This is a genomic window from Roseateles sp. Mitsp63 (genome assembly GCF_059491535.1).
In genome coordinates this window covers 1,888,582-1,914,123 of the sequence record NZ_CP168509.1, presented here as the reverse complement: position 1 = coordinate 1,914,123, position 25,542 = coordinate 1,888,582, and the positions used below count along the sequence as shown (strand labels likewise).

The 25,542-nt window shown below is 67.0% G+C and carries 25 protein-coding genes and 2 tRNA genes; 17 read left to right on the top strand and 10 right to left on the bottom strand.

What is annotated here, in order from left to right; all coding sequences use genetic code 11:
* Positions 1-69 precede the first annotated feature (69 nt).
* The 3 genes from prfB (at position 70) to ACEN96_RS08405 (ending at position 5,015) form a co-directional block, all read left to right on the top strand.
* Positions 70-1,174, top strand: a protein-coding gene (gene prfB / locus ACEN96_RS08415) for a peptide chain release factor 2 (protein WP_495587577.1) whose coding sequence is annotated in 2 segments (ribosomal slippage) — positions 70-150 and positions 152-1,174 — 1,104 coding nt in all. Because the reading frame shifts where the segments join, the coding sequence is not laid out codon by codon here.
* Between the two features lie 77 nt (positions 1,175-1,251).
* Positions 1,252-4,005, top strand: a complete 2,754-nt coding sequence (gene pepN / locus ACEN96_RS08410) for an aminopeptidase N (protein WP_495587576.1) — start codon at positions 1,252-1,254, stop codon at positions 4,003-4,005.
* The gene (locus ACEN96_RS08405) at positions 4,002-5,015 is read left to right on the top strand and encodes a class 1 fructose-bisphosphatase (RefSeq protein WP_495587575.1); all 1,014 of its coding nucleotides are present in this window, start codon (positions 4,002-4,004) and stop codon (positions 5,013-5,015) included. Before pepN ends, ACEN96_RS08405 begins: the two co-directional genes overlap by 4 nt.
* A gap of 84 nt (positions 5,016-5,099) precedes the next feature.
* Here ACEN96_RS08405 and ACEN96_RS08400 read toward each other — a convergent pair whose 3' ends face one another.
* The 4 genes from ACEN96_RS08400 to ACEN96_RS08385 form a co-directional block, all read right to left on the bottom strand.
* Positions 5,100-6,422, bottom strand: coding sequence for a DUF2130 domain-containing protein (locus ACEN96_RS08400; RefSeq protein WP_495587574.1), 1,323 nt, complete (start codon positions 6,420-6,422; stop codon positions 5,100-5,102).
* 11 nt (positions 6,423-6,433) lie between these two features.
* Positions 6,434-7,834: an alanine racemase gene (locus tag ACEN96_RS08395; RefSeq protein ID WP_495587573.1), complete on the bottom strand. Its 1,401-nt coding sequence runs from the start codon at positions 7,832-7,834 to the stop codon at positions 6,434-6,436.
* Positions 7,835-7,970: 136 nt separating this feature from the next.
* A tRNA-Thr gene (locus ACEN96_RS08390) sits at positions 7,971-8,046 on the bottom strand.
* 93 nt (positions 8,047-8,139) lie between these two features.
* Complete coding sequence (locus ACEN96_RS08385) at positions 8,140-8,595, bottom strand: MarR family winged helix-turn-helix transcriptional regulator (protein ID WP_495587572.1); 456 nt, start codon at positions 8,593-8,595, stop codon at positions 8,140-8,142.
* 58 nt (positions 8,596-8,653) lie between these two features.
* On the opposite strand from ACEN96_RS08385, the gene ACEN96_RS08380 reads away from it, so the two are divergent.
* Both ACEN96_RS08380 and ACEN96_RS08375 read left to right on the top strand, forming a co-directional pair.
* Complete coding sequence (locus tag ACEN96_RS08380; protein ID WP_495587571.1) at positions 8,654-9,403, top strand: siderophore-interacting protein; 750 nt, start codon at positions 8,654-8,656, stop codon at positions 9,401-9,403.
* Positions 9,404-9,542: 139 nt separating this feature from the next.
* A complete protein-coding gene (locus ACEN96_RS08375; RefSeq protein ID WP_495587570.1) occupies positions 9,543-9,932 on the top strand; it encodes a VanZ family protein in 390 nt (129 codons plus the stop codon).
* Here the strand turns inward: ACEN96_RS08375 and ACEN96_RS08370 are convergent.
* Positions 9,901-10,755, bottom strand: coding sequence for a helix-turn-helix transcriptional regulator (locus ACEN96_RS08370; RefSeq protein WP_495587569.1), 855 nt, complete (start codon positions 10,753-10,755; stop codon positions 9,901-9,903). The genes ACEN96_RS08375 and ACEN96_RS08370 overlap by 32 nt on opposite strands.
* 252 nt (positions 10,756-11,007) lie before the next feature.
* On the opposite strand from ACEN96_RS08370, the gene egtB reads away from it, so the two are divergent.
* On the top strand, positions 11,008-12,249 hold the full coding sequence (gene egtB, locus ACEN96_RS08365) for an ergothioneine biosynthesis protein EgtB (protein WP_495587568.1): 1,242 nt from the start codon (positions 11,008-11,010) through the stop codon (positions 12,247-12,249).
* Positions 12,246-13,160, top strand: a complete 915-nt coding sequence (gene egtD / locus ACEN96_RS08360; RefSeq protein ID WP_495587567.1) for an L-histidine N(alpha)-methyltransferase — start codon at positions 12,246-12,248, stop codon at positions 13,158-13,160. The genes egtB and egtD overlap by 4 nt, the downstream gene beginning before the upstream one ends.
* A gap of 8 nt (positions 13,161-13,168) precedes the next feature.
* Here egtD and ACEN96_RS08355 read toward each other — a convergent pair whose 3' ends face one another.
* The 4 genes from ACEN96_RS08355 to ACEN96_RS08340 form a co-directional block, all read right to left on the bottom strand.
* Entirely contained in the window at positions 13,169-13,921 is a 753-nt protein-coding gene (locus tag ACEN96_RS08355; protein WP_495587566.1) for an N-acyl amino acid synthase FeeM domain-containing protein, read from the bottom strand.
* 478 nt (positions 13,922-14,399) lie between these two features.
* Positions 14,400-15,779, bottom strand: a complete 1,380-nt coding sequence (locus ACEN96_RS08350) for a lyase family protein (protein WP_495587565.1) — start codon at positions 15,777-15,779, stop codon at positions 14,400-14,402.
* Between the two features lie 155 nt (positions 15,780-15,934).
* Entirely contained in the window at positions 15,935-16,678 is a 744-nt protein-coding gene (locus ACEN96_RS08345; protein ID WP_495587564.1) for a SapC family protein, read from the bottom strand.
* Complete coding sequence (locus ACEN96_RS08340) at positions 16,675-17,976, bottom strand: hemolysin family protein (protein ID WP_495587563.1); 1,302 nt, start codon at positions 17,974-17,976, stop codon at positions 16,675-16,677. Before ACEN96_RS08340 ends, ACEN96_RS08345 begins: the two co-directional genes overlap by 4 nt.
* A 99-nt stretch (positions 17,977-18,075) precedes the next feature.
* On the opposite strand from ACEN96_RS08340, the gene ACEN96_RS08335 reads away from it, so the two are divergent.
* Complete coding sequence (locus ACEN96_RS08335) at positions 18,076-18,906, top strand: symmetrical bis(5'-nucleosyl)-tetraphosphatase (protein ID WP_495587562.1); 831 nt, start codon at positions 18,076-18,078, stop codon at positions 18,904-18,906.
* Between the two features lie 29 nt (positions 18,907-18,935).
* A tRNA-Ser gene (locus ACEN96_RS08330) sits at positions 18,936-19,025 on the top strand.
* On the opposite strand, the gene ACEN96_RS08325 is transcribed toward ACEN96_RS08330, so the two are convergent.
* Positions 19,011-19,259, bottom strand: coding sequence for a hypothetical protein (locus ACEN96_RS08325; protein ID WP_495587561.1), 249 nt, complete (start codon positions 19,257-19,259; stop codon positions 19,011-19,013). The genes ACEN96_RS08330 and ACEN96_RS08325 overlap by 15 nt on opposite strands.
* Positions 19,260-19,597: 338 nt before the next feature.
* On the opposite strand from ACEN96_RS08325, the gene ACEN96_RS08320 reads away from it, so the two are divergent.
* From ACEN96_RS08320 to ACEN96_RS08285, 8 genes are all read left to right on the top strand, one after another.
* Positions 19,598-19,900 carry a hypothetical protein gene (locus ACEN96_RS08320; protein WP_495587560.1) on the top strand — a complete coding sequence of 101 codons (303 nt, stop codon included), beginning with the start codon at positions 19,598-19,600 and terminating at the stop codon, positions 19,898-19,900.
* A gap of 479 nt (positions 19,901-20,379) precedes the next feature.
* Positions 20,380-20,607 carry a hypothetical protein gene (locus tag ACEN96_RS08315; protein WP_495587559.1) on the top strand — a complete coding sequence of 76 codons (228 nt, stop codon included), beginning with the start codon at positions 20,380-20,382 and terminating at the stop codon, positions 20,605-20,607.
* Between the two features lie 60 nt (positions 20,608-20,667).
* Positions 20,668-22,059 carry a hypothetical protein gene (locus tag ACEN96_RS08310; protein WP_495587558.1) on the top strand — a complete coding sequence of 464 codons (1,392 nt, stop codon included), beginning with the start codon at positions 20,668-20,670 and terminating at the stop codon, positions 22,057-22,059.
* 2 nt (positions 22,060-22,061) lie between these two features.
* Positions 22,062-22,388 (top strand): DUF5455 family protein, encoded by a 327-nt coding sequence (locus ACEN96_RS08305; RefSeq protein WP_495587557.1) that lies wholly within the window; start codon positions 22,062-22,064, stop codon positions 22,386-22,388.
* Between the two features lie 2 nt (positions 22,389-22,390).
* Positions 22,391-23,335, top strand: a complete 945-nt coding sequence (locus ACEN96_RS08300) for a zonular occludens toxin domain-containing protein (RefSeq protein ID WP_495587556.1) — start codon at positions 22,391-22,393, stop codon at positions 23,333-23,335.
* Positions 23,217-23,588: a helix-turn-helix domain-containing protein gene (locus ACEN96_RS08295; RefSeq protein WP_495587555.1), complete on the top strand. Its 372-nt coding sequence runs from the start codon at positions 23,217-23,219 to the stop codon at positions 23,586-23,588. The genes ACEN96_RS08300 and ACEN96_RS08295 overlap by 119 nt, the downstream gene beginning before the upstream one ends.
* A gap of 342 nt (positions 23,589-23,930) precedes the next feature.
* The gene (locus ACEN96_RS08290) at positions 23,931-24,731 is read left to right on the top strand and encodes a rolling circle replication-associated protein (protein WP_495587554.1); all 801 of its coding nucleotides are present in this window, start codon (positions 23,931-23,933) and stop codon (positions 24,729-24,731) included.
* A gap of 18 nt (positions 24,732-24,749) precedes the next feature.
* The gene (locus ACEN96_RS08285; RefSeq protein ID WP_495587553.1) at positions 24,750-25,337 is read left to right on the top strand and encodes a recombinase family protein; all 588 of its coding nucleotides are present in this window, start codon (positions 24,750-24,752) and stop codon (positions 25,335-25,337) included.
* Positions 25,338-25,542: the final 205 nt, after the last annotated feature.

The window sequence follows — 25,542 nt, the reverse complement described above, 5'->3', positions numbered from 1 at the left end:
GCGCCCCTCAGCATGAGAAAATACCCGGCTTCGGGCCCCCTTTCGGGGGCTCTTTCACTCGAACGGATCATGGACATCGAGCAAATCAATGCGATCGGCACCACGCTGGCCGATCTGCAAGCGCGTACCGACGCGCTAAGGGGGTACCTTTGACTACGACCGCAAAGCGCTGCGGTTGAATGAAGTCAACGCCGCCCTGGAGAACCCCAACGTCTGGAACGAACCCAAGCGGGCCCAGGAACTCGGCAAGGAAAAACGCACCCTCGAACAGGTCGTCGAGACCATCAATCACCTGACCTCGAACCTCGCCGACAACCTCGAGCTGTTCGAGATGTCCAAGGAAGAGAACGACGTCACCGGCCTGCAGACCATCGCGGACGAATCCGCCAAGCTGACCGAGAAGGTCGAGGAACTCGAGTTCCGCCGGATGTTCAACAACCCGGCCGACCCGCTGAACTGCTTCATCGACATCCAGGCCGGCGCCGGCGGCACCGAAGCCTGCGACTGGGCCGGCATGCTGCTGCGCCAGTACCTGAAGTACTGCGAACGCAAGGGCTTCAAGGCCGAGGTCGAGGAACAGACCGACGACGAGATCGCCGGCATCAAGAGCGCCACCATCAAGGTGGAAGGCGAGTACGCCTTCGGCCTGCTGCGCTCCGAATCGGGCGTGCACCGCCTGGTCCGCAAGAGTCCCTTCGACTCCTCCGGCGGCCGCCACACGAGCTTCGCGTCGCTGTTCGTCTATCCCGAGATCGATGACTCGATCGAGATCGACATCAACCCCGCGGACGTGCGCACCGACACCTACCGCGCCAGCGGCGCCGGCGGCCAGCACATCAACAAGACCGACTCGGCGGTGCGCCTGACCCACATCCCCACCGGCATCGTCGTGCAGTGCCAGGACAGCCGCAGCCAGCACAGCAACCGCGACGTCGCCTGGCGCCGCCTGCGCTCGCGCCTGTACGACCACGAGATGAAGAAGCGCATGGCCGAGCAGCAGAAGCTCGAGGACAGCAAGACCGACGTGGGCTGGGGCCACCAGATCCGCTCGTACGTGCTGGACCAGAGCCGCATCAAGGACCTGCGCACCAACGTCGAGATCTCCAACACCCAGAAGGTGCTGGACGGCGACCTCGACGCATTCATCACCGCGTCCCTGAAACAGGGCGTGTAAGAGCAACACAGAGACAAACAGCCCCGGCGCACGACCCTTGAGCCCGGGGCTTCTTCATTCCTACAAGGAAGCCCGCCATGCGTGAAGGCACTGCCACCCTGATCCGCCGCGCCGACTACATCGCGCCGATCTTCTGGATCCGCACCGTCGACCTGTGCTTCGACCTCGATCCGGCCAAGACGCTGGTCGCCAGCAAGATGCGCCTGGAACGCAACGCCGCCGTGCCGCACGGCCCGCTGCGCCTGCATGGCGAGGAGCTCAACCTGCTGCGCGTGCTGATCGACGGCGAGAGCGTGTCCTTCCGCCAGGAAGGCCATGAGCTGATCATCGACAACGTGCCGGACGCGGACTTCACGCTGGAGATCCGCAACACCTGCGCGCCGGACAGGAACACCGCGCTGTCGGGCCTGTACACCTCGGGCGGCAGCTTCTTCACCCAGTGCGAGGCCGAGGGCTTCCGCCGCATCACCTACTTCCTGGACCGCCCCGACGTGATGGCGGTCTACACGGTCACGCTGCGCGCCGACCAGGCGAAGTACCCGGTGCTGCTGTCCAACGGCAACCTGGTCGAGACCGCCCAGCTGGACAACGGCCGCCACCTGGCGAAGTGGCATGACCCGTTCCCCAAGCCGAGCTACCTGTTCGCCCTGGTGGCCGGCGACCTGGTCGCGCGCGAGCAGCGCATCCGCACCCGCGGCGGCAAGGACCACCTGCTGCAGGTCTACGTCCGCCAGGGCGACCTGGAGAAGACCGAGCACGCGATGAACTCGCTGATCGCGTCCGTCGTGTGGGACGAGGCCCGCTTCCAGCTGCCGCTCGATCTGGAGCGCTTCATGGTCGTCGGCGTGTCCGACTTCAACATGGGCGCGATGGAGAACAAGGGGCTGAACATCTTCAACACCTCGGCGCTGCTGGCCTCCCCGGCCACCGCGACCGATGCGGACTTCGCCCGCATCGAGTCCATCGTCGCGCACGAGTACTTCCACAACTGGACCGGCAACCGCGTCACCTGCCGCGACTGGTTCCAGCTGTCGCTGAAGGAGGGCCTGACGGTCTTCCGCGACCAGGAATTCAGCCAGGACATGGCCGCCACGCCGAGCGCGCGCGCGGTCTGCCGCATCGAGGACGTGCGCGCGCTGCGCGCCCGCCAGTTCCCCGAGGACGCCGGCGCGATGGCCCATCCGGTGCGCCCGGACGAGTACGTCGAGATCAACAACTTCTACACCGCCACCGTCTACGAGAAGGGCGCGGAAGTCGTGCGCATGTACCAGACGCTGGTCGGCCGCGACGGCTTCGCCAAGGGCATGGCGCTGTACTTCGAGCGCCATGACGGCCAGGCCGTGACCTGCGACGACTTCGCGCAGGCGATCGCCGACGCGAACCCGGGCTCGGCGCTGTCCACGCGCCTGGACGCGTTCAAGCGCTGGTACGCACAGGCCGGCACGCCCCGCCTGCAGGCGCGCGGCGCCTACGACGCGGCCGCCGGCACCTTCACGCTGACGCTCAAGCAGGCCTCGCCCGCGACGCCGGGCCAGGACGGCAAGCTGCCGCAGGTGATCCCGGTCGCGCTGGGCCTGCTGTCTCGCGACGGCCAGGCGCTGCCGCTGATGCTGCAGGGCGAGGACGGCGACGCCGGCACCACCGGCACCGAGCGCGTGCTGGTGCTGGACCAGGCCGAGCAGTCCTTCGTCTTCGTCAACGTGCCGTCCGAGCCGGTGCCGTCGCTGCTGCGCGGCTTCTCCGCGCCGGTGGTGCTGGACGACGGCCTGGGCGACGCGGAACTGCTGGTGCTGCTCAAGCACGACAGCGACGCGTTCAACCGCTGGGAGGCCTCGCAGCGCCTGGCGCTGGCGCGCATCCTGGGCGCGGTGCGCTCGGGCCAGACGCTGGTGCTGGACGCCGCCTACCTGGACGCGATGCGCGCCGTGCTGCGCCATCCGGAACTGGATCCGGCCTTCAAGGCGCTCGCGCTGCAGCTGCCCGACGAGGCCTACATCGCCGAGCAGCTCGACGTGGTCGACCCGCAGGCCATCCATGCCGCGGTCGAGGCCGCGCAGGCGCAGCTGGCCTCGGCGCTGCAGTCCGACTGGGCCTGGGCCTACGACGAGCACCAGGTCACGAGCGGCTACCGTCCCGACCCGGTCCAGAGCGGCCGGCGCGCGCTGGTGAACCTGTCGCTGGCGATGCTGGTGCTGCACGCGACCCGCAGCGGCGACAGCGTCTGGCCGGGCCGCGCCTACCAGCGCTTCAAGGACGCCGCCAACATGACGGACCGCATGGGCGCGCTGAGCGCGCTCGTGAACGCGCACGCCGAGCTGGCCGACGCCGCGCTGGCCCGCTTCCACGCCCAGTTCAAGGGCGAGGCGCTGGTCATCGACAAGTGGTTCGCGCTGCAGGGCCGCGCGGCGGAAGCCCAGGGCAAGACCTTCGCGCGGGTGAAGCAGTTGATGAAGCACCCCGACTTCACGCTGAAGAACCCGAACCGGGCGCGCAGCCTGATCTTCTCGCTGGCGATGTTCAACCCGGCTGCGTTCCACCGCGCGGACGCGGCGGGCTATGTGTTCTGGGCCGAGCAGGTGCTGGCGCTGGACGCGATCAACCCGCAGGTGGCGGGGCGGCTGGCCCGCGTGATGGACCGCTGGACCGCGCTGGCCCAGCCCTACCGCAGCGCCGCGCGCGAGGCCATCGTCCGCGTGGCCGCCAAGCCGGACCTGTCCAACGACGTGCGCGAAATCATCGAGCGCGCGCTGGCCCTCGATCCGCGGCCCGTGGCCGCGGCGGTGCCGGCCGCGACGGAAGAGGCTTTCCAACCATCCGGAGTCGTTTCATGAGTCAACACGTCAGCCTGACCCAATACCTGGTCGAGCAGCAGCGGCTGCACGGCCACATCCCGCAGCAGCTGCGCCTGCTGATCGAGGTGGTGGCGCGCGCCTGCAAGCGCATCGCCATCAGCGTCAACAAGGGCGCGCTCGGTGACGTGCTCGGCACGGCGGGATCGGAGAACGTGCAGGGCGAGGTCCAGAAGAAGCTGGACATCATCGCCAACGAGGTCCTGATCGAAGCCAACGAATGGGGCGGCCATCTGGCCGCGATGGCCTCGGAGGAGATGGACAGCATCTACCTGGTGCCCAACCGCTTCCCGCAGGGCGAGTACCTGCTGATGTTCGATCCGCTGGACGGCTCCAGCAACATCGATGTCAACGTCTCGATCGGCACCATCTTCTCGGTGCTGAAGAAGCCCGAGGGCAGCAAGGGCGTCAGCGAGGACGACTTCCTGCAGCCGGGCTCGTCGCAGGCGGCGGCGGGCTACTGCGTCTACGGGCCGCAGACCACGCTGGTGCTGACGGTGGGCGACGGCGTGGCGATGTTCACGCTGGACCGCGAGCAGGGCTCGTGGGTGCTGACCGCCGACGACGTGAAGATCCCCGCGGACACCAAGGAGTTCGCGATCAACATGTCCAACATGCGCCACTGGGACGAGCCGGTGAAGCGCTACATCGACGAGTGCCTGGCCGGCACGGCGGGTCCGCGCGGCAAGGACTTCAACATGCGCTGGATCGCGTCGATGGTGGCGGACGTGCACCGCATCCTGACGCGCGGCGGCATCTTCATGTACCCGTGGGACAAGCGCGAGCCCAACAAGGCCGGCAAGCTGCGCCTGATGTACGAGGCCAACCCGATGGCCTTCCTGGTCGAACAGGCCGGCGGCGCGGCGACCAACGGCCGCCAGCGCATCCTGGACGTGCTGCCGACCAAGCTGCATGAGCGCGTCGCGGTCGTGCTGGGCTCGAAGAACGAGGTCGAGCGCGTCACGCAGTACCACCTGGACGCCGGCAAGTAAGCCGCTCGCCCCGCGCCACAGCGCATCACGAAGAAGGCCGCTCGATGAGCGGCCTTCTTCTTTCCGGCCCGCGTCGCGGCCCGCTCACTCGGCGTCGGCGGGCCCCTGGTCCTTCAGCTCGGCGAACTTGCCGGCCATCGTCGGGTTGCCGCGCGTCAGCTTCTTGATGGTCACGTCCTGCGCCTTGTCGTTGGCCAGGCGCAGGTTGCGGTCGGTGCCCAGCAGCGCCTCCTTGGTCTTCTGCAGGTGATCGATCGATTTGTCGATCTCGTCGATCGCCGTCTGGAAGCGCCGCGACGCGAGTTCGTAGTTCTTCCCGAAGGCCGACTTGAAGGTCTCGAGCTGGGTCTCGAAGTTGGTGATGTCTATGTTCTGCGCCTTCACCAGGGCGAGCTCGGCCTTGTACTTGAGCGCGTTCATCGCCGCGTTGCGCAGCAGCGTGATGATGGGGATGAAGAACTGCGGCCGCACGACATACATCTTCGGATAGCGATGGAAGACGTCGACGATGCCGGTGTTGTAGAGCTCGCTGTCGGGCTCCAGCAGCGACACCAGCACCGCGTACTCGCAGCCCTTCTCGACGCGGTCCTTGTCGAGCTCCTTGAGGAAGTCCTCGTTGCGGTTCTTCGTGGCGGTGCGGTCGTTCTCGTTCTTCATCTCGAACATGATCGAGACGATCTCGGTGCCCGACTCGTCCGTGTCGCGGAAGATGTAATCGCCCTTGCTGCCGGTGCGCGCGTCGTTGTCCTTCTCGAAGTAGGCGCGCGGGAAGGCGGTGGCGCGGATGCGGTTGAACTCGGTCTCGCAGTGCAGCTCGAGCGTCTCGCCGACCATCTTGGTCGACAGCCGCGCCTTCATGTCGCGAAGGCGCTCGATGGCGTCGTCGCGGTCCTTGATCTGCGTCTCGTACTTGTCCTTGAGCGACTTCTCGGCCAGCTGCTTCTCGAGCTCGGCCCGCTCCAGGCCGCTGCGCAGCTGGTCGCGCTCCTTCTCGACGGCGCCGACGGCCTGCGTCAGCGCCAGGCGCTGGGCCATGTCGCTGGCGTCGAGCCTGGCCTTGAGCTGCTGGATCTCGGCGTCCTTGGAGGACGCGGTGGCCTGGAGCTGCTTCTCCAGCGCGCCGAGCGCCTCGGTCACCGCGAGCCTGCGCTGGACCTCGCCGGCATCGAGCCGGGCCTTGAGCTCCTGGATCTCGACGTCCTTGAGCGCGGCGGCCTGCTGCAGTTCGCCGGCGACCTTGGCCTGCGCGAGCTCCACGGCATTGCGCTTGTCGCGCTCGGCCAGTTCCAGGCGCTCGTGAAGCTGCTTCTCGAAGTCGCTGTCGCGCACCTGCTTGAGGATGTCGGCGTAGCCGGCCTCGTCGATCTTGAAGGCCTTGCCGCAGTGCGGGCAGATGATGTCGTGCATGCGTGGTCGTCTCAGAAGAAGGTCAGGATGCCATCCAGGACGCGATAGCCGTCGTCCACCGTGTACAGCAGCGGCCATTTGTCGAAGGTCGTGCAGGGATGGCCGATGCCGAAGGCGATCAGGTCGCCGACCTGGAGCGGCAGCGCGCCGCCCTTCCCGGTCGGATCGACGGCATCGACATAGGCATGCTGGTCATTGAGCTTGGTGACGGCCCATTCGGCCGGCGTGGCCTGCGGCGCGTCGTGCAGACCCTGGCGATACCACCACAGCGGCTGCGGCAGGCAGGCGTCGTAGCTGAGGTCACGCCGGCCGGCCGTGCAGATCGCGCGGCCCGGCTCGGGCACCGATTGCACGTAGGCCCACACCTCGATCGCATTGCGCAGGCCGGGGCCCTCGCCCCACAGCGCGCCGGCGCGTTGCCGCATGCGGTCCTGCAGACGCTCGTACTGCAGGCTGTCGTGCGAGAGGTAGCAGCCGCTGCGCAGCACCACGCGCAAGGCGTGACCGGTGCCGGCCGCGTCGACCGCGGCCAACACCGCGGCCGCCATGTCGAAGAACGCCGAACCGCCGGCCGTCAACAGCACCTCGCCGGGCGCGAACCAGCCTTCCGCGCAGCCGGCGCGGGCGAGTTCCGCGATCGTCTCGATCATCGTCAGCGCGCCGAGCTCCACGCGCGCCGTGTCCGAGCCGCTGTAGACGCCCTCGAAGGCCTCCACGCCGCGCAAGGCGATCGCCGGCGCGGCCTCGCGGATCGCGCGGCCCAGCGCGAGGCCCTCCTCGCGCGTCCGCACGCCCGAACGGCCGCCCGGCGTCCCGACTTCCAGCAGCACCTGCAGCGGCCGCGTCAATCCGCGCTCGACCGCGGCGCGGCGGAGCAGGTCCAGGCCCGCCACCGAGTCGACCAGCAGATGGAAATCGAAATCGGGATCCGCTTCCAGCTCGCGCAGCACGAGCTCCAGGTCCGCCTTGCCAACCAGTTGATTGGCCAGGATCACGCGCGGCACGCCGAAGCGTCGATAGGTGCGCACATGCGCCGCCGTCGCGGCGGTCATGCCCCAGGCGCCTTCGTCGAACTGGCGCTGGAAGAGCTGCGGCGCCATCGTCGTCTTGCCGTGCGGCGCCAGGCTCACGCCGGCCCGGGCCGTGAACTCGCGCATCCAGCGGGCGTTGTGGACCAGCGCGGACTCCTTGAGCACCGCCGCCGGCAGCGGCAGGTCGCCGTCGAGCAGCGAGAGCTTCAGGCGCTCGAGATCCCGCGGGAAGAGCCCTTCGGCGCTGGCCGGCAGGCCCTTGAGCGTGGGCGGCAGCGGCTGCGCGAGGATGGCATCGAGATCCAGGCGCACCGGCGCATGGCCGGTCGCGCCGTCAGGGGCGGAGTGAGTGGCGGGAGTGACGGGAGTGGGGGCAGTCATGGCGCCCGATGTTGCCACCGCTGCGAGGCTGTCGCGGCCTGACGCGGCGGGCGGGCGGGCGGGCGGCCAAATGGACAGGGCAAATGGACAGGACAAAAGGAAAGGGCCCGATGCTTGCGCATCGGGCCCGTGGGATTGGTGCCGGTGAAGAGAGTCGAACTCCCGACCTTCGCATTACGAATGCGCTGCTCTACCAACTGAGCTACACCGGCGCTGTCGCGAACAACAGAGTCAAAGAGTATAGGCGAGATTTTTCTGCCCGACAAGTTCCCCGCGAATTTCACGCTCGCCGACGTGTCGCCGATTCACTCCTCGCCCAGGTTCGCCTGCACCCGCTTGAGCAGTTCGGCCAACTGCGACTGCTCCTCCGCGCTCAAGCCCGCCAGCGCCTGCAGCGACACCTGCCGTGCCTGCCGCTTCAACTCGCGCTGCACCGTCAGGCCCGTCTCGCTGATCCGCAGCCGCACCTGCCGCCGATCCGACTCATCAGCCTCGGCATCGAGCAGCCCCTTGTCCCGCAGCCCCTTGATCAGCCGCGCCAGCTGCGCCTTGTCCCGGCCGCTGTGTTGCGCCAGGTCGCTCTGCGTCGCACCGGGGTGCCGCTCGAAGAAGAACAGCACCTTGCCTTCCATGTGCGTGATGGCCTGCGGCCCGTCGCGCAGGAAGCGGTACTGCCGCGCCCGGTAGCGGTGCATCACCGAATGCACCAGCTCCAGCACGTCGTCGTCCTTGCCCCTTCGGCCGGCAGTGTTAGTTGACATTGTCAATCTTCTCGTCGCAAGATGGATGACATTGTCAACGAACAAGAGCACCCCGGCAATGACCACCGAATCCACGACTCCCACTGCCCTGAGCCGCGTCCAGCGCGTGCGCCACGAGATCAAGCGCCGCCCGCTGACCGTCGTCGCCGTCGACGACATCACGCCCAACTTCCGCCGCGTCACGCTGAGCGGCGATTCGCTCGCCGACTTCGTCAGCGCCTCCTTCGACGACCACGTGAAGCTGATCTTCGACGCCGAGGCCGCCGGCGGCCCGGTGATGCGCGACTACACGCCGCGCCGCTTCGACACCGCCGCGCGCGAGCTGGTGCTCGAATTCGCCCAGCACGGCGACGGGCCCGCCGCCGCCTGGGCCGCGCAGGCCCGTCCCGGCCAGACGCTGACGGTCGCCGGCCCGCGCGGCTCCTTCGTCATCCCGTCCGACTTCGATTGGCACCTGCTCGCCGGCGACGAGACCGCCCTCCCCGCGATCGCGCGGCGCCTTGAGGAGTTGCCCGCCGGAACGCGGGTGATCGCCCTGCTCAACGTGCCGGCGAGCGACCGCCGCGAGTTCGAGACCCGCGCCGGCCTCGAGCTGCGCTGGGTCGACGGCGACGACGCGCTGATCGAGGCCGCGCGCGCGTTGACGCTGCCGTCCGGCGAGGGCTACGCCTGGTGCGCGGGCGAGGCTGCATCCATGGCCGCGCTGCGCCGTGTCCTCGTCGACGAAAAGGGCCACGACCGCCATGCGATCCGCGCGGCGGCCTACTGGAAGCGCGGCGCCAGCGACCACCACGAGCACCTCGAGTGAAGACCGGTCAGCGCGCGTCAGGCCTCATGGGGCCGGGTGAAGCCGATGAACAGGCATGTTCCAGGCCTTGCGGCCTCACGCTCGCTTCACAGGCGCATGGCACACTGCCCGCAGCCCGGATCGGAGGTGGGCTCCCGTGATGTCTGATGTCCTGCATGACCCGCGCTGGCGCAACGCCTGGCGCGCCCTGTTCCTCGCCGTGGTCCTTGTCGCGAGCTGGCTGGCCTTCTCGCCGCATCCGCCGCGCATGGCCGACCTCGGTTGGGACAAGGCCAATCACTTCAGCGCCTTCGGCACGCTGGCCTTCGTCGGCATGCAATGCCTGATCGCCAGCCCGCGCCGCCGCTGGATCGTGCTGGCGACGCTGCTGGCCTATGGGGTCGGCATCGAACTGGTGCAGTCCCAGATCCCCGGCCGCGACGCCGAGGCGGCCGACGTCCTCGCCGACATGATCGGCGCCGTCATCGGCCTGGCCGTGCACGCGCTGGCGCTGCGCGTCATCGCGCCAAGGGCGGCTCCGGCTCGCTGAGCTCGCGGCGCGACATCGCGATCGCGACCGCCTGGGCGCGGTTGTTCGCGCCCAGCTTGCGCAGGATCTTGCGCACGTGGTTCTTGACCGTGAACATGCTGATGCCCAGCTGGATCGCGATGCCCTCGTTGCTCAGGCCGGCGCGCAGGCCCTCGACGATCTGCTGCTCGCGTGGCGTGACCAGCGCGCCCGCGCGCCGCGGCAAGGCCTGGCCCCGTGACTGAAGCCGCGCGCGCCGCCAGGCGGCATGCAGCGCCGGCGTGAGCAGTTCCAGGCGCCGCACGTGTTCCTCCTCCCAGCCTTCGCCGGCCAGCAGGAACAGGCTGTGCGGCCGCTCGCCATCGCCGGCGACGCCATGCAGCGCCAGGTCGCGCAGGCCCGCTTCCAGCAAGGGCTGGAACAGGGCCGTGTCGGGCTCGCGCGCGAGATCGACGTGCAGCGGCCGCCGCCCCTCGCCCCAGCGCCGGATCAGCGACAGCCACAGCCCATGATCGGGCGACTCCAGCTGCGTCTGCAGCTGCTCGCCGATCGGTTTCAGATGGAACAGCTGCGCCGCCAGGCGCGGTGACGGCGGCTGGTCGCCGACGCACACCAGCAGCCGGTGCGGCAGCAGCGGCTGCAGCCTGCTCTGGCTCCAGATGAAGAACTGGGCCGGCGTGGCCGGCTGGCGCGCGCTCCACAGCGCCTCCAGCAGGCGCTCGACCAGCACATGGTCCTGCAGCCACGACAGCGGCAGCGCGTCGCCATCGGCGCCGCCGGCCGCCATCGCGGACAACGGGGCCGCATGCGGCGGCGCGAGAGGCGTCGGGATCGAAGAGGACATCGCGGGCGGCGTCATGGACATGGATGAAGGCGGTGAGCCGTGTCGCCGTGAGCCTGCCCGCGCGGCGTGACGTCCAGATGAATGGACCGTGATCGTCGCGCCAGCGGGAGTCCCCCTTGCCCTTGCTGACACCGGGTGGCAGTTGCGCCAGCCCGTCCGGCCGCGGCGAGCGGCTCGCGCCGGACGCGGACTTGGCAAATCGGCTACCGTTGCCTTTCGGCCCGCCTCCCCGGGCCCGCAGGAGTTGCTTGCATGTCGGATCACGATCTGCCGCCCGCGCGGCGCGACCTCGCGCGCCGCTACGAGGCGGTCCGGCGTCACACGCTGACGCTGGCCGAGCCGCTGTCGGCCGAGGACCAGGCCGCGCAGTCGATGCCGGACGCCAGTCCCGCCAAATGGCACCAGGCCCACACCAGCTGGTTCTTCGAGGCGCTGCTGCTGCGCCCCCATCTGCCGGACTACCGGCCGCTGGACGAGTCCTTCCACTACCTCTTCAACTCGTACTACGAGGGCCTCGGACCGCGCCATCCCCGGCCGCGGCGCGGGCTGCTCACGCGGCCCTCGCTCGACGAGGTGCGCGCCTACCGGCGCCATGTCGACGAGCACATGCAACGGCTCATCGCGCGCTGCTCCGAGGCGCAATGGACGGCGATCGCGCCGGCGCTGGAGCTCGGGCTGAATCACGAGCAGCAGCATCAGGAGCTGCTGGTGACCGATGCGCTGCACCTGCTGTCCTGCCATCCGTGGCGGCCGGCGCTGCTGAAGACCGCGCCCGTGGCGGCACGGCCTGGCACCAGCGAATGGCTGCGCCACGAGGGCGGACTGGTCGAGATCGGCCATGACGCCGCGGCGCCAGGGGCAGGCTTTGCCTTCGACAACGAAGGCCCGCGGCATCGCGCCTGGCTGGAGCCCTTCGAGATCGCCAGCCGCCTCGTCACCTGCGGCGACTTCCTGCGCTTCATCGATGACGGCGGCTATCGCGAGGCGCGCTGGTGGCTGTCCGACGGCTGGGCCACGGTGCAGTCGCAGTCGTGGCGCGCGCCGCTGTACTGGGTCGAGGGCGACGGCGGGCGCTGGTCCGTCTTCGGCCTGCATGGCCTGCAGCCGATGGACGCGGCGGCGCCGGTGATGCAGCTCAGCTTCTACGAGGCCGCCGCCTATGCCGAATGGGCCGGCGCGCGCCTGCCCAGCGAGCAGGAGTGGGAAGCCGCGGCCGCGCTGCCCGGCATCGACCAGCTCGGCGATCAGGCCTGGCAGTGGACGCGCTCGGCCTACCACCCCTACCCCGGCTTCCGCCCGCTGGAGGGCGCGGCCTCCGAATACAACGGCAAGTTCATGGTCGGCCAGCTGGTGCTGCGCGGCGGCAGCCTGGCGACGCCGCCGGGCCACACGCGGACCAGCTACCGCAACTTCTTCCCGCCGGCCGCGCGCTGGCAATTCACCGGGCTGCGACTGGCCCGCGACGCGCAGCCGCGCACGGAGACCCCTGCATGAGCAGTTTCGCCGAGGACCTTCACGCGGCGCTCGCCGGCCCCGAGCACGCGATCTCGCCCAAGTACTTCTATGACGCGCAAGGCTCGGCGCTGTTCGAGCAGATCTGCGATCTGCCCGAGTACTACCCGACCCGCACCGAGCTCGCGCTGCTGCGCCAGCATGCCGGCGACTTCGCCGCGCGCATGGGACCGGGCGCGCAGTTGATCGAGTACGGCGCCGGCGCGCTCGTGAAGGTGCGCCTGCTGCTGGAGCGCGCCAGCCAGCTCCACAGCTTCGTGCCGGTCGACATCTCCGGCCCGCACCTGCTGGCCGCCTGCGACGCGCTGCAGCGCGAGCATCCGCCGCTGCGCATCCTGCCGGTGGTCGCGGACTTCACGAAGATGCATGTGCTGCCCGACCCGCCGCCGCAGGGCCGGCGCATCGGCTTCTTCCCGGGCTCGAGCATCGGCAACTTCGATCCGGCCGAAGCGCTCGAATTCCTGAAGCTGCTGCGCGCGGAGCTGGACGGCGGGGCGCTGCTGATCGGCGTCGACCTGATCAAGGACCCGGCGCTGCTGCACGCGGCCTACAACGACGCCCGGGGCGTGACGGCGCGCTTCAACCTGAACCTGCTGCGCCATGCGCAGCGCACGCTGGGGCTGGAGTGCGACGCGGACGGCTTCGACCATTACGCGTTCTACGAGCCGCGCCGGCATCGCATCGAGATGCACCTGCTGCCGCGTGGCGAGCAGCAGCTCCAGTTGCAGGGCCGGCGCTACACGCTGTCGCCCGGCGAGAGCCTGCACACCGAGAACTCGTACAAGTACAGCGTCGAGAGCTTCCAGGCGCTGGCCCGGGAAGCGGGCTTCAGGCCCTCAGCGCACTGGACGGACGAGCGGCGCTGGTTCAGCCTCCATTGGCTGGAGGCCTGAGACGACGCTCACGCGTCGTAGCCGTAGACGTCGGCCAGCTTGTTCAGCAGTGCCGGCTCGTCCTTGGGCGAGAAGAAATAGGGGAACAGCGTGCGCGAGCGGCCGTCCTCGTTCATCGAGCCGCCGTACTTGCGCACCTGCGTCGCGCCATAGGCCAGCGACAGGCTCATCAGCACGGCCGGCGCGCCGACGCTGCGGTGCAGGCGCTCCTCGCCATGCGGCTGGAAGTCCAGCATGCGGCGGTAGAAGGCCTTGTGACGGGGATTGACCTCGATCACCAGGAATTCGGCACCCCAGTGGTGCACCGCATGCAGGTAGGCCAGGTGGAACAGGCTGGCCAACACCAGCTTGGACGGGCCATCCGGATCGGCGGCCAGGCGGGTGAATTCGCACAGCTGCCAGCCCTGCTCGCGCATGCCGGCCATCTCTTTCGGGAAGCTCTGGTCCGCGGCCAGGTTGCCGCCGTCACGCCGCAATCCCAGCGTCGAGACCAGTTTCCCTTCCCAATAAGCGCCCAGCGTCACGTCCGCCGATCGGCTCAGGCGGTAACCGCGTGACGCGTACCGGCGCTGCAGCAACGCATGGCTGGTGCCATCCATCAGCGCGCGGATCTCGATGCGGCCATAGTCCGTGTCGCGCGAAACGAGCTCGACGGAATCGGAGCGGACAAAGGGAATCTCCGAGCGAAACGACTGCAGCGCCTGCATGGGGCTTGCAGGCGCTTCCATATCGATGTCCGTCACGCGAGATTCGTCGCTCATTCCCAACTCCAGACCACTTGGTTATCAAGGGCGAGTCTATGGCCCACTCAAAGTAATTACCGACGGGGGCTACGATAGTTAACAAATGCGACGGCGACCTTACGGGTCTGTCCCGGTGTCGAACGACGGTCAATCCCTTGCCAGGGTGAAACCCCGCGTTTGAGGGAACCTGGTTACAAACCGGGCACCCTTTTTCAAACCAGTCCTTCCCCTCGCGGGAGTTCGACTTACACGAATGTGTGCACACTCCTGCACAACTGCGTTTTCGCCGCGCTTGTTGCACGTGTAACAAAATGCTTTGAGTTCATTTGGCGAATTCAGGGGACATGGCAGCGCCCGTTTTTGCGGAAATCCCTACGGAATTCCGGGGCTATTGATCGGCAAGCGCGCGACAGGAACGCCTTGCGGGCCGGAAAGTTCGTATCTCGTTGCTTCCGGCCGGAGCACGGCGCGCGTCCCCGCCAGACCGTCCGGATCCTCAGGCGCAGGGGGTGGCGGCGAGCAGGTCCAGACGCTGCCGGGCCTGCGCCATGAGCGCGTCCACGCGGCCATCCGCCTGCGCCGCGATCGCGTCGAGGTCGAACATCGCCGACAGCTCCGCCGGGGACAGCGCCGTCGGCGGCAGGTCGCCGACGTCGATGGCCGCATGGAGCAGTTGCTCGAGCGTGCCCTGCCCCTGCCGCACCCGGTGGATCAGGTCGCGGATCACCGCGCCCGTGCGCTGGCGGCCCAGCCGCGGCAGCAGCAGATGCTCCAGGCGTTCGCTGGCGACCAGGCCCTGGCGCTCGAGCACATGGGCGCGCATGCGGTCCAGACGGATGACCGGCTCGGCCAGCGCGCGGTTGAGCGCCTCGACGGCCGCGTGCGCGCCGCCCATGAGGGCGCCCCACTCGGCGAGTTCCGCCTGATGCTGCCCCAGCCCCCGCTCATGCTCGGGCGTCATGCAGCCCATCAGCCCGGCGACGCGTTGCGGCGCGCGATGCACCGCCGCCATCGCCTGCAGCGCCGCGACCGGATTCTTCTTGTGCGGCATCGACGAGCAGGCGCCGTAGCCCTCGCCGGGCGGCTCGTTGAGTTCGTCGACCTCCGCCTGCGCCATCAGCGCGAAGTCCTGGGCCAGCTTGCCCAGGCTGCCGCACAGCAGGCCGACTTCCAGGCCCAGCCGCAGCCAGCGGTCGCGCTGCGTGTGCCAGCACATGTCGGGCGGGGCCAGCGACAGCTCGGCGGCGACGGCGGCCAGCATGTCCTGGGCGCGCTCGCCCATCGCGTCCAGCGTGCCCACCGCGCCGCCCAGCTGCAGCAGCAGCGATTCGCGGCCCTGCGCGCGCAGGCGCTCGGCGCTGCGCAGCAGCGGCATCAGCCAGTTCATCACCTTGTAGCGCAGGCTGATCACCTGCGCGGGCTGCATCATCGTGCGGCCCAGCATCGGCACGGCGGCGTGGGCCTGGGCCAGCTCCAGCAGCCGCGCGCAGAGCCGCTGCAGGTCGTCATCCAGCAGCCGCAGCGCCTCGCGGGTGCGCAGCACCATCGCGGTGTCGATCAGGTCCTGGGCGGAGGCGCCCCGGTGCACGTACACCGCGGCGGCGGGGTCGAACAGCGCGACCGTCTCGCGCAGCCGCTGCACCACCGGCACCGCCAGGTTGCCGCTGCGCGGCGCCGCGGCGACCAGCGCCGGCACGTCGTAGAGCTCGGCGCGGCACAGGCTCGCGATCGCCTGCGCCGCCGGCGCCGGGATCAGCCCGGTGCGGGCCGAAGCGCGCGCCAGCGCGGCCTCCACGTCCATCATCGACTGCACCACCGCGGTCGGCGAGAACACCGATTCCATCGCGGTGGACGACAAAAAAGCCTCGAACAGCATCTACGTCCTCTCGGAGAAGGATGCTATCGAGGCTCCCGTGGGCGCCGTACTCAAGCAAACCCGCTTGGGGTTTGTCTCGGCCGGTGATCGCCCCTTTTCACACCCTCGCCCCGCTTGCGGGGAGAGGGCGGGGGTGAGGGGCCCGACGCCGCCGCTCAGTTCGCCGGCACGTACATCTGGGCCAGGCGGCTCATCAGGCGCAGCGACTGGCGGTGCATCGTGATGACCTCGAGCAGGCCATTGCGATGCAGCTCGACGATCTTCGCGTCGGGCAGCTCGGCCAGGGCCTTCTCGTTGATCGTCATGAAGCCGTCGACGTCGAGCTTCTCGCCGCTGGGCAGTTGCGCCTCGAAGCGCATGTCCTGCAGCAGGTCCAGGTCCTGCAGCAGCTCGCAGGCCTGGCGGGTGCGCTCGGCCTCGCGCTCGAAGTCCTCGCAGAACTGCTTGGCGTTGAGCAGCAGCTCGGAGGCCTCGCCGTCCTCCTTGAACAGGGGCTCGCCCTCGGTCTCGGAGAAGGCGCCGGCGCCGGCGTCCAGGCACAGCGCCATGTCGCTGGAGTTCTCCTCGATGCGGGCCATCGCGAAGGGCCAGCGGCGCACGTAGGCCGGCACGTAGCGGCCGGTCCACTGGCCGTCCTTGACGAACAGGTTGCTGCCCTGCTTCAGGCCGAACACCGCCAGCGGCGCGACGGCCGGGCGCTGGCCTTCCGGGGCCGTGCCGATGCGCACGAACACCACCGGGTACTCGGCGCTCGCGTCCGCGAACTCGGCCACGGCGATGAACAGCGAATTCAGCGGCGTCACGCGGTCCAGCACCTGGGCGCCGACCTTCATGCGGGTGTTCTTGTGCTGCACCCGGTCCACCGGGACCAGGTTCTCATACATCGGGGGGTTGCTCATACATTCACTCCATCGTCCGCCAGTCGCGAGACCAGCACCTTGTCCACACGCTTGCCATCGAGGTCGACCACCTCGAATCTCCACGCGTCCCACTCCACCACATCGGCCGTGCGCGGCAGACGCCCCAGCAGCAGCATCACCATGCCGGCCAGGGTGTTGTAGCGCCCACGGTCCTCCTCGGGCAGTTCCTTCAAGTCCAGGCGGTCCTTCAGCTCGGTGATGGGGATCAGGCCGTCCATCAGCCAGCTGCCGTCCTCGCGCTGGACCGCCCAGGCGTCCTCGCCATCGGACGAGTTGAACTCGCCCGCGATGGCTTCCAGCACGTCGCGCATCGCCACGACGCCCTGCACTTCGCCGTACTCGTCGACGACGAACACCAGCGGCGTCTCGGCCCCGCGCATGTGCGCGAGCAGTTCCATGCCGGACAGCGTCTCGGGCACGAACACCGGCGCGTCCAGGCCTTGCGCCAGGTCCAGGCTCTCGCCGGCCAGCGCCCGCGCCAGCAGGCTCTGCGCGCTGAGCACGCCCACGACGTCATGCAGCCCGCCGCGGCAGACCGGATAGCGGCTGTAGCCATGGGCGCGCAGGATCTGCAGCACCTGCTCGGGGCGGTCGGTGATGTCCAGCCAGGCGATCTCGGCGCGCGGGATCATCATCGAGCCGATCTGGCGCTCGTCCAGGCGGAACACGTTGCGCACCATCTGGTGCTCGTGCTCCTCGATGACGCCGGCGTCGCGGCCTTCCTCGAGGCTGGCGGCGATCTCCTCCTCCGTCACCGCGCGGCTGGCCCGGCCGCCCATGCCGAGCAGCTTCAGCGTGAACTCGGTGCAGAAGCTCAGCAGCTTGACGAACGGCCGGGTGACCAGCGACATGATCTCCATCGGCGGCGCCACCAGGCGGGCGACGTTCTCCGGGAACATCTGGCCCAGGCGCTTGGGCACCAGCTCGCCGAAGATAATGGTCACGAAGGTCAGGATCACCACGACCAGGCCCGTGGCGGCGATCTCGGCGGCGCGGGTGGTCAGCGGGAAATGGGCCAGCAGGATCTCGGCCACGGGCGCGGAGAAGGCGGCCTCGCCGACGATGCCGTTGAGCACGCCGATCGAGGTGATGCCGATCTGGACGGTGGACAGGAACTTGGTGGGGTTCTCATGCAGGTCCATCGCGGCCTGCGCGCCGGCCTCGCCGCTCTCCACCATCACTTGCAAGCGTGCCTTGCGGGAAGCCGTGAGGGCCATCTCCGACATGGCGAACAATCCGTTGAGCAGTATCAGGAAGAGAACTAGGGCGGTATCCATTGACAGCGCGGACCGGGTAGTTACCCCGAGTCGCGCCCAAAACACAAGGCCGGCAAGGTTAGCAGAGGCTGTGTGACATCGACACCGCAAAATCCCGCTATGCATTACCTCATTGGCGATCTGCAAGGCTGTTGCGACGCGCTGGCGCGTCTGCTCGAAAAGATCGATTTCTCGCCGTCCCGCGACCGGCTCTACCTGCTGGGCGATCTGGTCAACCGGGGGCCGGATTCCCTGACGACGCTGCGGCGGCTGCAGTCGCTGGGCGACGCGGCCCAGTGCCTGCTGGGCAACCACGACCTGCACCTGCTCGCGACCGCCGCCGGCGTGCGCGCCCCGCACAAAGGGGACACGCTGGACGCGATCCTGCAGGCGCCCGACCGCGAGGCGCTGCTCGAGTGGCTGCGCCGCCAGCGGCTGGCGATGCGGGCGCAGGGCTGGCTGATGGTGCACGCGGGGGTGGTGCCGCAATGGGACGCGGAGCAGACCCTGGCCCTGGCCGAGGAGGTGCACGCGCTGCTGCGCGGACCGGAGCTGGCAGGGTTCCTGCCGCAGATGTACGGCAACGAGCCGGACCGCTGGAAGGCGGGGCTCGAAGGTGCGGCGCGGCTTCGCTTCGTGATCAACGTGCTGACGCGGATCCGCTACTGCAACGCGAAGGGCAAGCTGGACTTCAAGACCAAGGAGGGCCTGGGAACGGCGCCGGAGGGCTACCTGCCGTGGTTCGATGTGCCGGAGCGGCGCACGGCGGGTCACCCGATCGCGTTCGGGCACTGGTCGACGCTGGGGCTGGTGCAGCGCCCGGACCTGCTGGCGCTGGACACCGGCTGCGTCTGGGGCGGCGAGCTCACCGCGGCGCGCGTGGCGGACGGCCAGGCGCTCGAAATCATCCAGGTGCCCTGCGCGCAGGCGAGGAAGCCTGGAGCGGACTGAGCCGCGCATACAATGCGCGCCTTCTCCCTGGAGACGTGGCCGAGTGGTTTAAGGCAGCGGTCTTGAAAACCGCCGAGGGTTCACACCCTCCGTGAGTTCGAATCTCACCGTCTCCGCCAGTTCAGCATGCGGGCCACCTCGGCCCGGCGCTCCTCAGGCGCGCGCATCACAGTGATCTCCTTTTGCAGGTCGGCCCAGTCAGCGCCGGTGATCTCTGCAACGTCCACAACTTGAACCTCGGTCGGCAGGCGCTTGCGATGACGCCATGCGTACAGCAGTTCGCGCTTGATGCCGCGAGCGGCTAGTTCCGTCCGTTGCTCGTCGTTCAGATTCGTGAGGATTTCGTCGAACACGCCTTGACTCCCATGATCAAAATGATCACACTTGCATCGTGATCAAAACGATCACGTGTGCAGATTGATCACGTATTCTATCTGCGGGGGCCGCTGGATTTCGGCGGTGGGGGAGCAGCGGTGTCACGCGCGCCAGACGCGGCACTTGCTGGCTTGGACGCGATCAAGCCTTGAATGCGCTTGAGGTTCTCCGGGCGTGGTGCAGCGTTGGCCGTCGTGACGGCGATCAGCGCGAGCGCTAGCAGCTTCTTCATACGTTCCTCCGTGGTCGGGATTGTCGCGATTTGCGCTTACCACCAATTGCCCGGCTTGCGAGCTTGGGCGCACACGGAGTGACCATGCAAAGCATCATCCAAATCCTCAAGCTGAACGAGCCTAAGACCGGCATCAGCGCGAAGACTCAGAAGGCCTACGACATGCAGGACGCGGAGTGCCTGCTTCTGAACGATGACGGTTCAGTCGATCAGGTCGGCGTCCTGCAGGTGCCCAAGTCCCTTCGGGAGAAGGTGAAGCCGGGCACGTTCACCGCGACGTTCGCATTGCACGCCAACTTTGCCTCGCGGCGTATCGAGGCCGTGTTGACGGGGCTTGTTGAGATCCCGCAGGCCACCGCGCGTGCGCCGAAGCCTTCCTCGACCTGACTGTGGCGCTGAGGCCGGGTGTGGACCGTCGATCCGCAGTGCTCTATTGGTCGGTGCTTCTGCTCGCGTTGGCTGCGTTGCCGTTGTCTGGCTGCGCTGCAAGTACGCAGTACCGCATGTCGGGTTGCCGCGATTGGATGCGTGTTCGTGTGGATCTCGCTGCGCAGGCCCACTGTGATGCCCTTCTCGCTCGTGTCTATCTGGAGGAACGCAGTGTTCACAAGTGATCAGGCTTTGAACCTTCTTACGTGGGGGTTTGTCGTGCTTCTGTTCGTTGTTGGCTACATCGCTGGGAGGCTTCGCTGATGGACGCGGAGATCGCTTGGTACATCGGCTGCTGCTTGCTCGCCTTCGGTGGCGGCTTCGCGGCAGGCGCGTTTCACAAGGCTGTTTTGCAGGTTGCCGAGTCGGTGACCTGATCCTCGGTGCAGCGTTGGGCAGGCTGTGCTATTCATCAACGCCCATGACTGGAGAGTCACATGGAACTGAAGAAGCAAGGCGCGATGAAGGCGCTTGTCCTGGCCGTTGCGGCCATCGGTGTCACGTCCGCCAATGCTGCCGTCCCGGCGGGTGCCGAAGCTGTGTTCACCGGGATCGCGGCCGATTTCGGCACGGTGCTCGGCTATGGCTTCACGCTGCTGGGCGTCGTCCTGGGCGGCACCGCCATCCTGAAGATCGTGAAGAAGATCGCCAGCAAGGCGACCTGATCGCGGTTGCTGCGCCCCTCAGTGCTCTTGCCCTGAGGGGCGTTTTTCTTGGAGGTCTTCATGTTCGCTGCTCGCGCGCTTGTCCTGCTTCGTGCACTTGTTGCGCTCTGTCTGTTCGCTATCGCTGGGAGTGCGTCTGCTGTGCAGGTGCCTTGTTACAAGGCCATTAGCGAGAGTGGTGTCGAGACTGGCTGTAGCTCCTCGGTCGGCGGCGCTGTGTCTGACTTGATCTCGAAGATCACAGAGCCGGAGAACACTCAGTTTGGTTACCGTAGTCGGACGAACTACACCATCAAAACCATGCCGCCCGAGCCTCCGGCCAATGGGTCTAGCAGTGGCCTTCTGAATCGCGAGCGCTGCAACTTCTACAGCTATTCCACTGACTGGCAGTGCCAAACCTTCGACTCCACTGTTGGGGTGTCCAAAACCATGGTGGATCGTGATCCGTCGTCAGATCAGTGCGACGTGCGGGCTGGTAGCTCAGAGACCCGCAACTTCACCATTGGTTGGTCCCGTACCAGTGGGTCTGATTCGGAGACCGTGTGGGAGGCGCCCGTGATTGCGACGGCGCAGGCAATCGGCGGCACTAAGGTCTGCGACAGCGTATGTACGGCGACCGTGGCGCCAAAGGCTTCGAATGCGTGGCAGTCGAAGACTGCGAATGAGCAGGGCTTGTATCGGTTGTCTGTTGACTATGAAGTCACCTACACCGGCAAGACATGTGGTGCCGAAAATATGACTGTCACGCCCTCGATGGACGCTGGTCAAAAGAGTCCTGACTGCGACGGGTATTTAGGAACGGTGAACGATAAGAAGGTGTGTGTCGGCAAGCTTGGCACCGCGGATCCGAAGCAGGCGAGCGACGTACCGATCCAGCAAGGCAATCCTCGTGCAGGTAGCAAGACGACGGATTCGAACCGCAACCCGTCGACCGGTACCGGCAATGCGGATGGCGGGCCTAAGCAGCCGGGAGATGGGAATTTTCGCGGCGGTACTGGCAGTGCTACCGACGGCTCAGGCGGAGTCGGCAACGGTAGCGGTAGTGGCACGCCGAACGGCACGGAGATCGAGCTCAAAACCTGTGGTCGCCCGGGCGAAGCTCCGTGCAAGATCGATGAGCAAGGGACGCCTGGTCAGGCAGAAGTCGACGCAAAGGCCAATGCTGCGGAGGCGAAGTTGAACACCGCTGCTGAGGGCGTCAAAAGCATGATGGAAGGCGTTGCTACCGGTGCTCAGGCTGCCAAGGGCCTTCCCTGGAGTCCCAGTGCGCTCCTGCTGCCAACCGGCGCGTGTGCCGCAGAGTCTGTGGCGACGCGGATAGGTCCGTTGACGTTCGATCCATGCGGCTCCCCGATCGCCAATCTATGGCGCAGCTTGCTTTCGTGGATGGTCTACATGCTTTCGCTGCTTTATGCGTGGCGGAGCGTCACTTCAAACACTGGTAGGAGTTAACAATGCCGTTGCTCGGTGGGTTGTTTGTTGGGCTGTTTGGTGCCCTCCTGGAGTTCTTCGTTAAATACGTGACGAAGAAGACCGCCATGGCGTTTGCGGCCGTCGCAACGTTCTCGGTTCTCACGCTGGGCTTCTACACGGCGGTCACCGTGGCGCTCGTTGGCATCGCGGCGGGGTTTCCGGCGGGGTCAGGTGTTGCTATAGGCGTGTGGCTGTGCGTTCCGGATAACGCTCCTGCCTGCGTCAGCGCTTGTCTCGCTGTGGATGCGGCCGCTGCGTTGTATCGCTGGAACGCGGAGAATCTGCGGCTGGCCGCGTATATCACCTGATCATGGCGGGCTACGTCATTACGGGCACTCGAGGTGCCGGGAAGAGCTTGGTGGCGGTTGCTCGTATCCGTGATTACATCGAGGCTGGTAAGCCGGTCGCGACGAATCTGGATCTTGACCTTGGGAAGCTTTGCAAGTCGCCGCCGACGGCCCAGGTGATCCGCATGCCTGACCGTCCCACGGCAGAGGATTTCGACTCGCTGCCCACGGTGCATGACACTGGTGTTGAAGAGAGCAATGGCGCCATTGTGTTGGACGAGTGCGCGGTGTGGCTGAACGCTCGCGAGTGGAACGGCGGTGATCGTCAGCGCACTATTGACTGGCTGCTGCACAGTCGCAAGCGTGGTTGGGATCTCTACTTCATCGTTCAGGATGTTGGCTTGCTCGATAAGCAGGCTCGGACCACGCTGTTCGATTACCGGGTTCAGTGCAAACGCTTGGATCGACTCAAGATCCCGCTGTTGGGCCACCTGATCAACATCCTTACGTGGGGGATGGTCAAGGGGAATATGCCGCGCGTACACATGGGCGTAGTGACCTATGGTTTCGGTCCTGGTGCGCCGCACGCCGACACGTGGATCTATCGTGGTCGTGACCTGTATGCGGCTTATCGGACTACACAGCTGTTCATGGCGACGCGCGATGCTGGCAACTTTTGCATGCTCATGCCGCCGCGGCCGGTCCCGGCGCCCAAGGTGGTCAAACGCGTGCCGCTCAAGCCGAAGCTTCCCGAGGTCGAGCGGCTCATGAGCCTTCCGCTTGACGCGCGCATGCCGGCGCTGCGCGCCATTCAAGACCAGACCCTCCGGTTAGCGCGGCGCGCTCCGCATGGTGGGCCTGATGGCCCGGATCACTCCATTCGCAGCGCGGCTTCGCAAGCATGGGGTCGGTGCATCCGCGCCGCCGACTCCTGCGCAGCGGGGGCGGCGGCGCGGAGCGCCGCCTAGATTTATTCCTAGGACACTTCAGAACACAGGGGGCTGTATGGGGAGGAATACCGGTGGTTCTCGTGGTGCCTACCGGGCTCGGGCTGGTGCTCCGGTGTCACGTGTTGCCGCGCGTCGACGTGAGTTGCGTTTGACTCAGGCGGAGGCGGCTACACGCTGCGGCAAGTCGTTGAGGCACTACCAGCGGATCGAGGCAGGTGCTTACCCATGGGAGGTCGCCGCTTGCTTGGCGAAGCTCGTTTCTGTCGTATGAGCGCCCGCCGGCGGTGGCATGTTTCGTTGGCCGACGAAATGCGTCACCTCCTGCAGTGTTGGCGGAATTCGTCGATCGACGAAATGCGTCGCTCGCTCGAGTGGCTGGCGTAATTGGTTGGGAGTCCTATGAGCGCTTCGAAGCCGTCGGTAAGGGTGCAGGTCCAACCGGACCTTTTTGGAGGCCCGGACGTCGTCTACGGCCTTCCACGGGGCAAAAAGAATGCCCCCGCGACTGTTACCAGCAGTCCGGGGGCGGTGACTAACACTCAACGCGGGAGTGCAAGTGCGAAGGCTTATAGACGGAATCCTGTACGAAGGCAAGCGAAGTGATGAGCATGTCATGCGCGTGCATCATCTTGGCAACGGTCACAAGGAAGCTGTCATCACGCGGCAAGTGATTTGGGAGGAGATGCGTCGGGCCACCCCGGCTGAGCTGGCGATGTGGGAGTTGGAGCGGGCCGAGTTCGCTGAGGATCGGCGGGAGGCTAATCTCCTTAGGGCCGCGAGACGTGCCAAGACACAAGTCCGTCGACGCGTGAAGGTGCTTGGGCTCGATGCCCTGCTGACGCTCACATACAGGGCGAATCAGCAAGACCTGGCACTATGCAAGCAGCACATGAAGGAGTTCGTGCGCCGGATGCGGCGGCTGCTGCCTGGCTTCGTCTACGTCGCGGCCTTCGAGCGGCAGCAGCGCGGCGCCTGGCATGTCCACATGGCGATCCATCGGCTTCCGCAGGCGCTGCCGTGGGTTGGGGTCAAGGTGAAGTCGTTTAACGTGGTGCGTGCCGTGTGGCGTGCCGTGGTGGGCGAGTTCGGCGGCAACATCGATCAGCAGCGGCGTAAGCGCTTCTCGCAGCAGTCCAGTGGGAAGCTTGCTGCCTATCTCTCGAAGTACATGCTCAAGGCGTTCGCTGAGGGTGATGACTGGTCGAACCGCTACAGCGGGAGTCAGGGCGTCGAGTTGCCTGCGCCTGTGGTTGTGCGGTTCAAGGCGTATGCGATGGCTGACCTGATCGCCCTGGCGTATGGGGAGGCGGCCGATGGTCCGGTTGAGTGCATGACTTGGTTGTCGGGCTTCGGAGACACCTTTTTTCTTTCGACCGAGGGCCCACCGCCTGCGGCAAGCTCCATCGCAGGGTAGGACAAAACAACGAAGGTCATGCTGTATGGATACGCGCGCGTGTCGTCTACAGAGCAGGAGACGGCATTGCAGCGGGACGCCTTGCGCCGGGCGAAGGTTCGCCACGTCGTAGAGGAGAAGAGGAGCGCCGGACAGGTGCGGCCCGCTTTAGAGAGCCTGCTTGATCGCTTGCAGCCCGGGGATGTTGTGGCGGTCTATAAGGTGGATCGCTTCGCTCGCTCGTTGTCGGATCTGCTTCGCATCCTTGACCGTATAGAGTCAGCGGGCGCCTCGTTTAGAAGCTTGACGGAGCCTATCGACACGAGTAGCCCTGCCGGGCGGATGATGATGCACTTGTTGGGCGCGTTCGCTGAGTTCGAGCGGTCCATGATCCGCGAGCGCAGTATGGCTGGCCAGCTCGCCGCGGTGGAGCGGGGTGCCAAGCTAGGGCGTAAGCGGGCGTTGACGGAGAGCCAGGAGCAGCGGTGCTACAAGGAATGGTTGTCGGGACGCTACACACGTACCGAGCTCGCCCGCCGCTATGGGTGCCACTTGTCGAGCATCAAGCGGGTCATCTTGCGCGTTGAGAAGCCCGAGTCTTCAGCGGTCGCTCGGCGCTTCTTGTAGGCAAAACTAAGGGGGCCTAGCGGCCCCCTTTTTGATGTTTCCGTCGACGTTGTTTTGTCGTTCGGTGCGGGTTCGATTTCGACCGTCTCCGCCAAGAAGTAAGCAAGAACGGGCCCTAGCGGCCGTTTTTCACTTCCACCCATCAAAGAACTCATCAACCTGTCGGGCACTTCGTGGTCTTCGACTACAGGGTCACGTCCCTCGT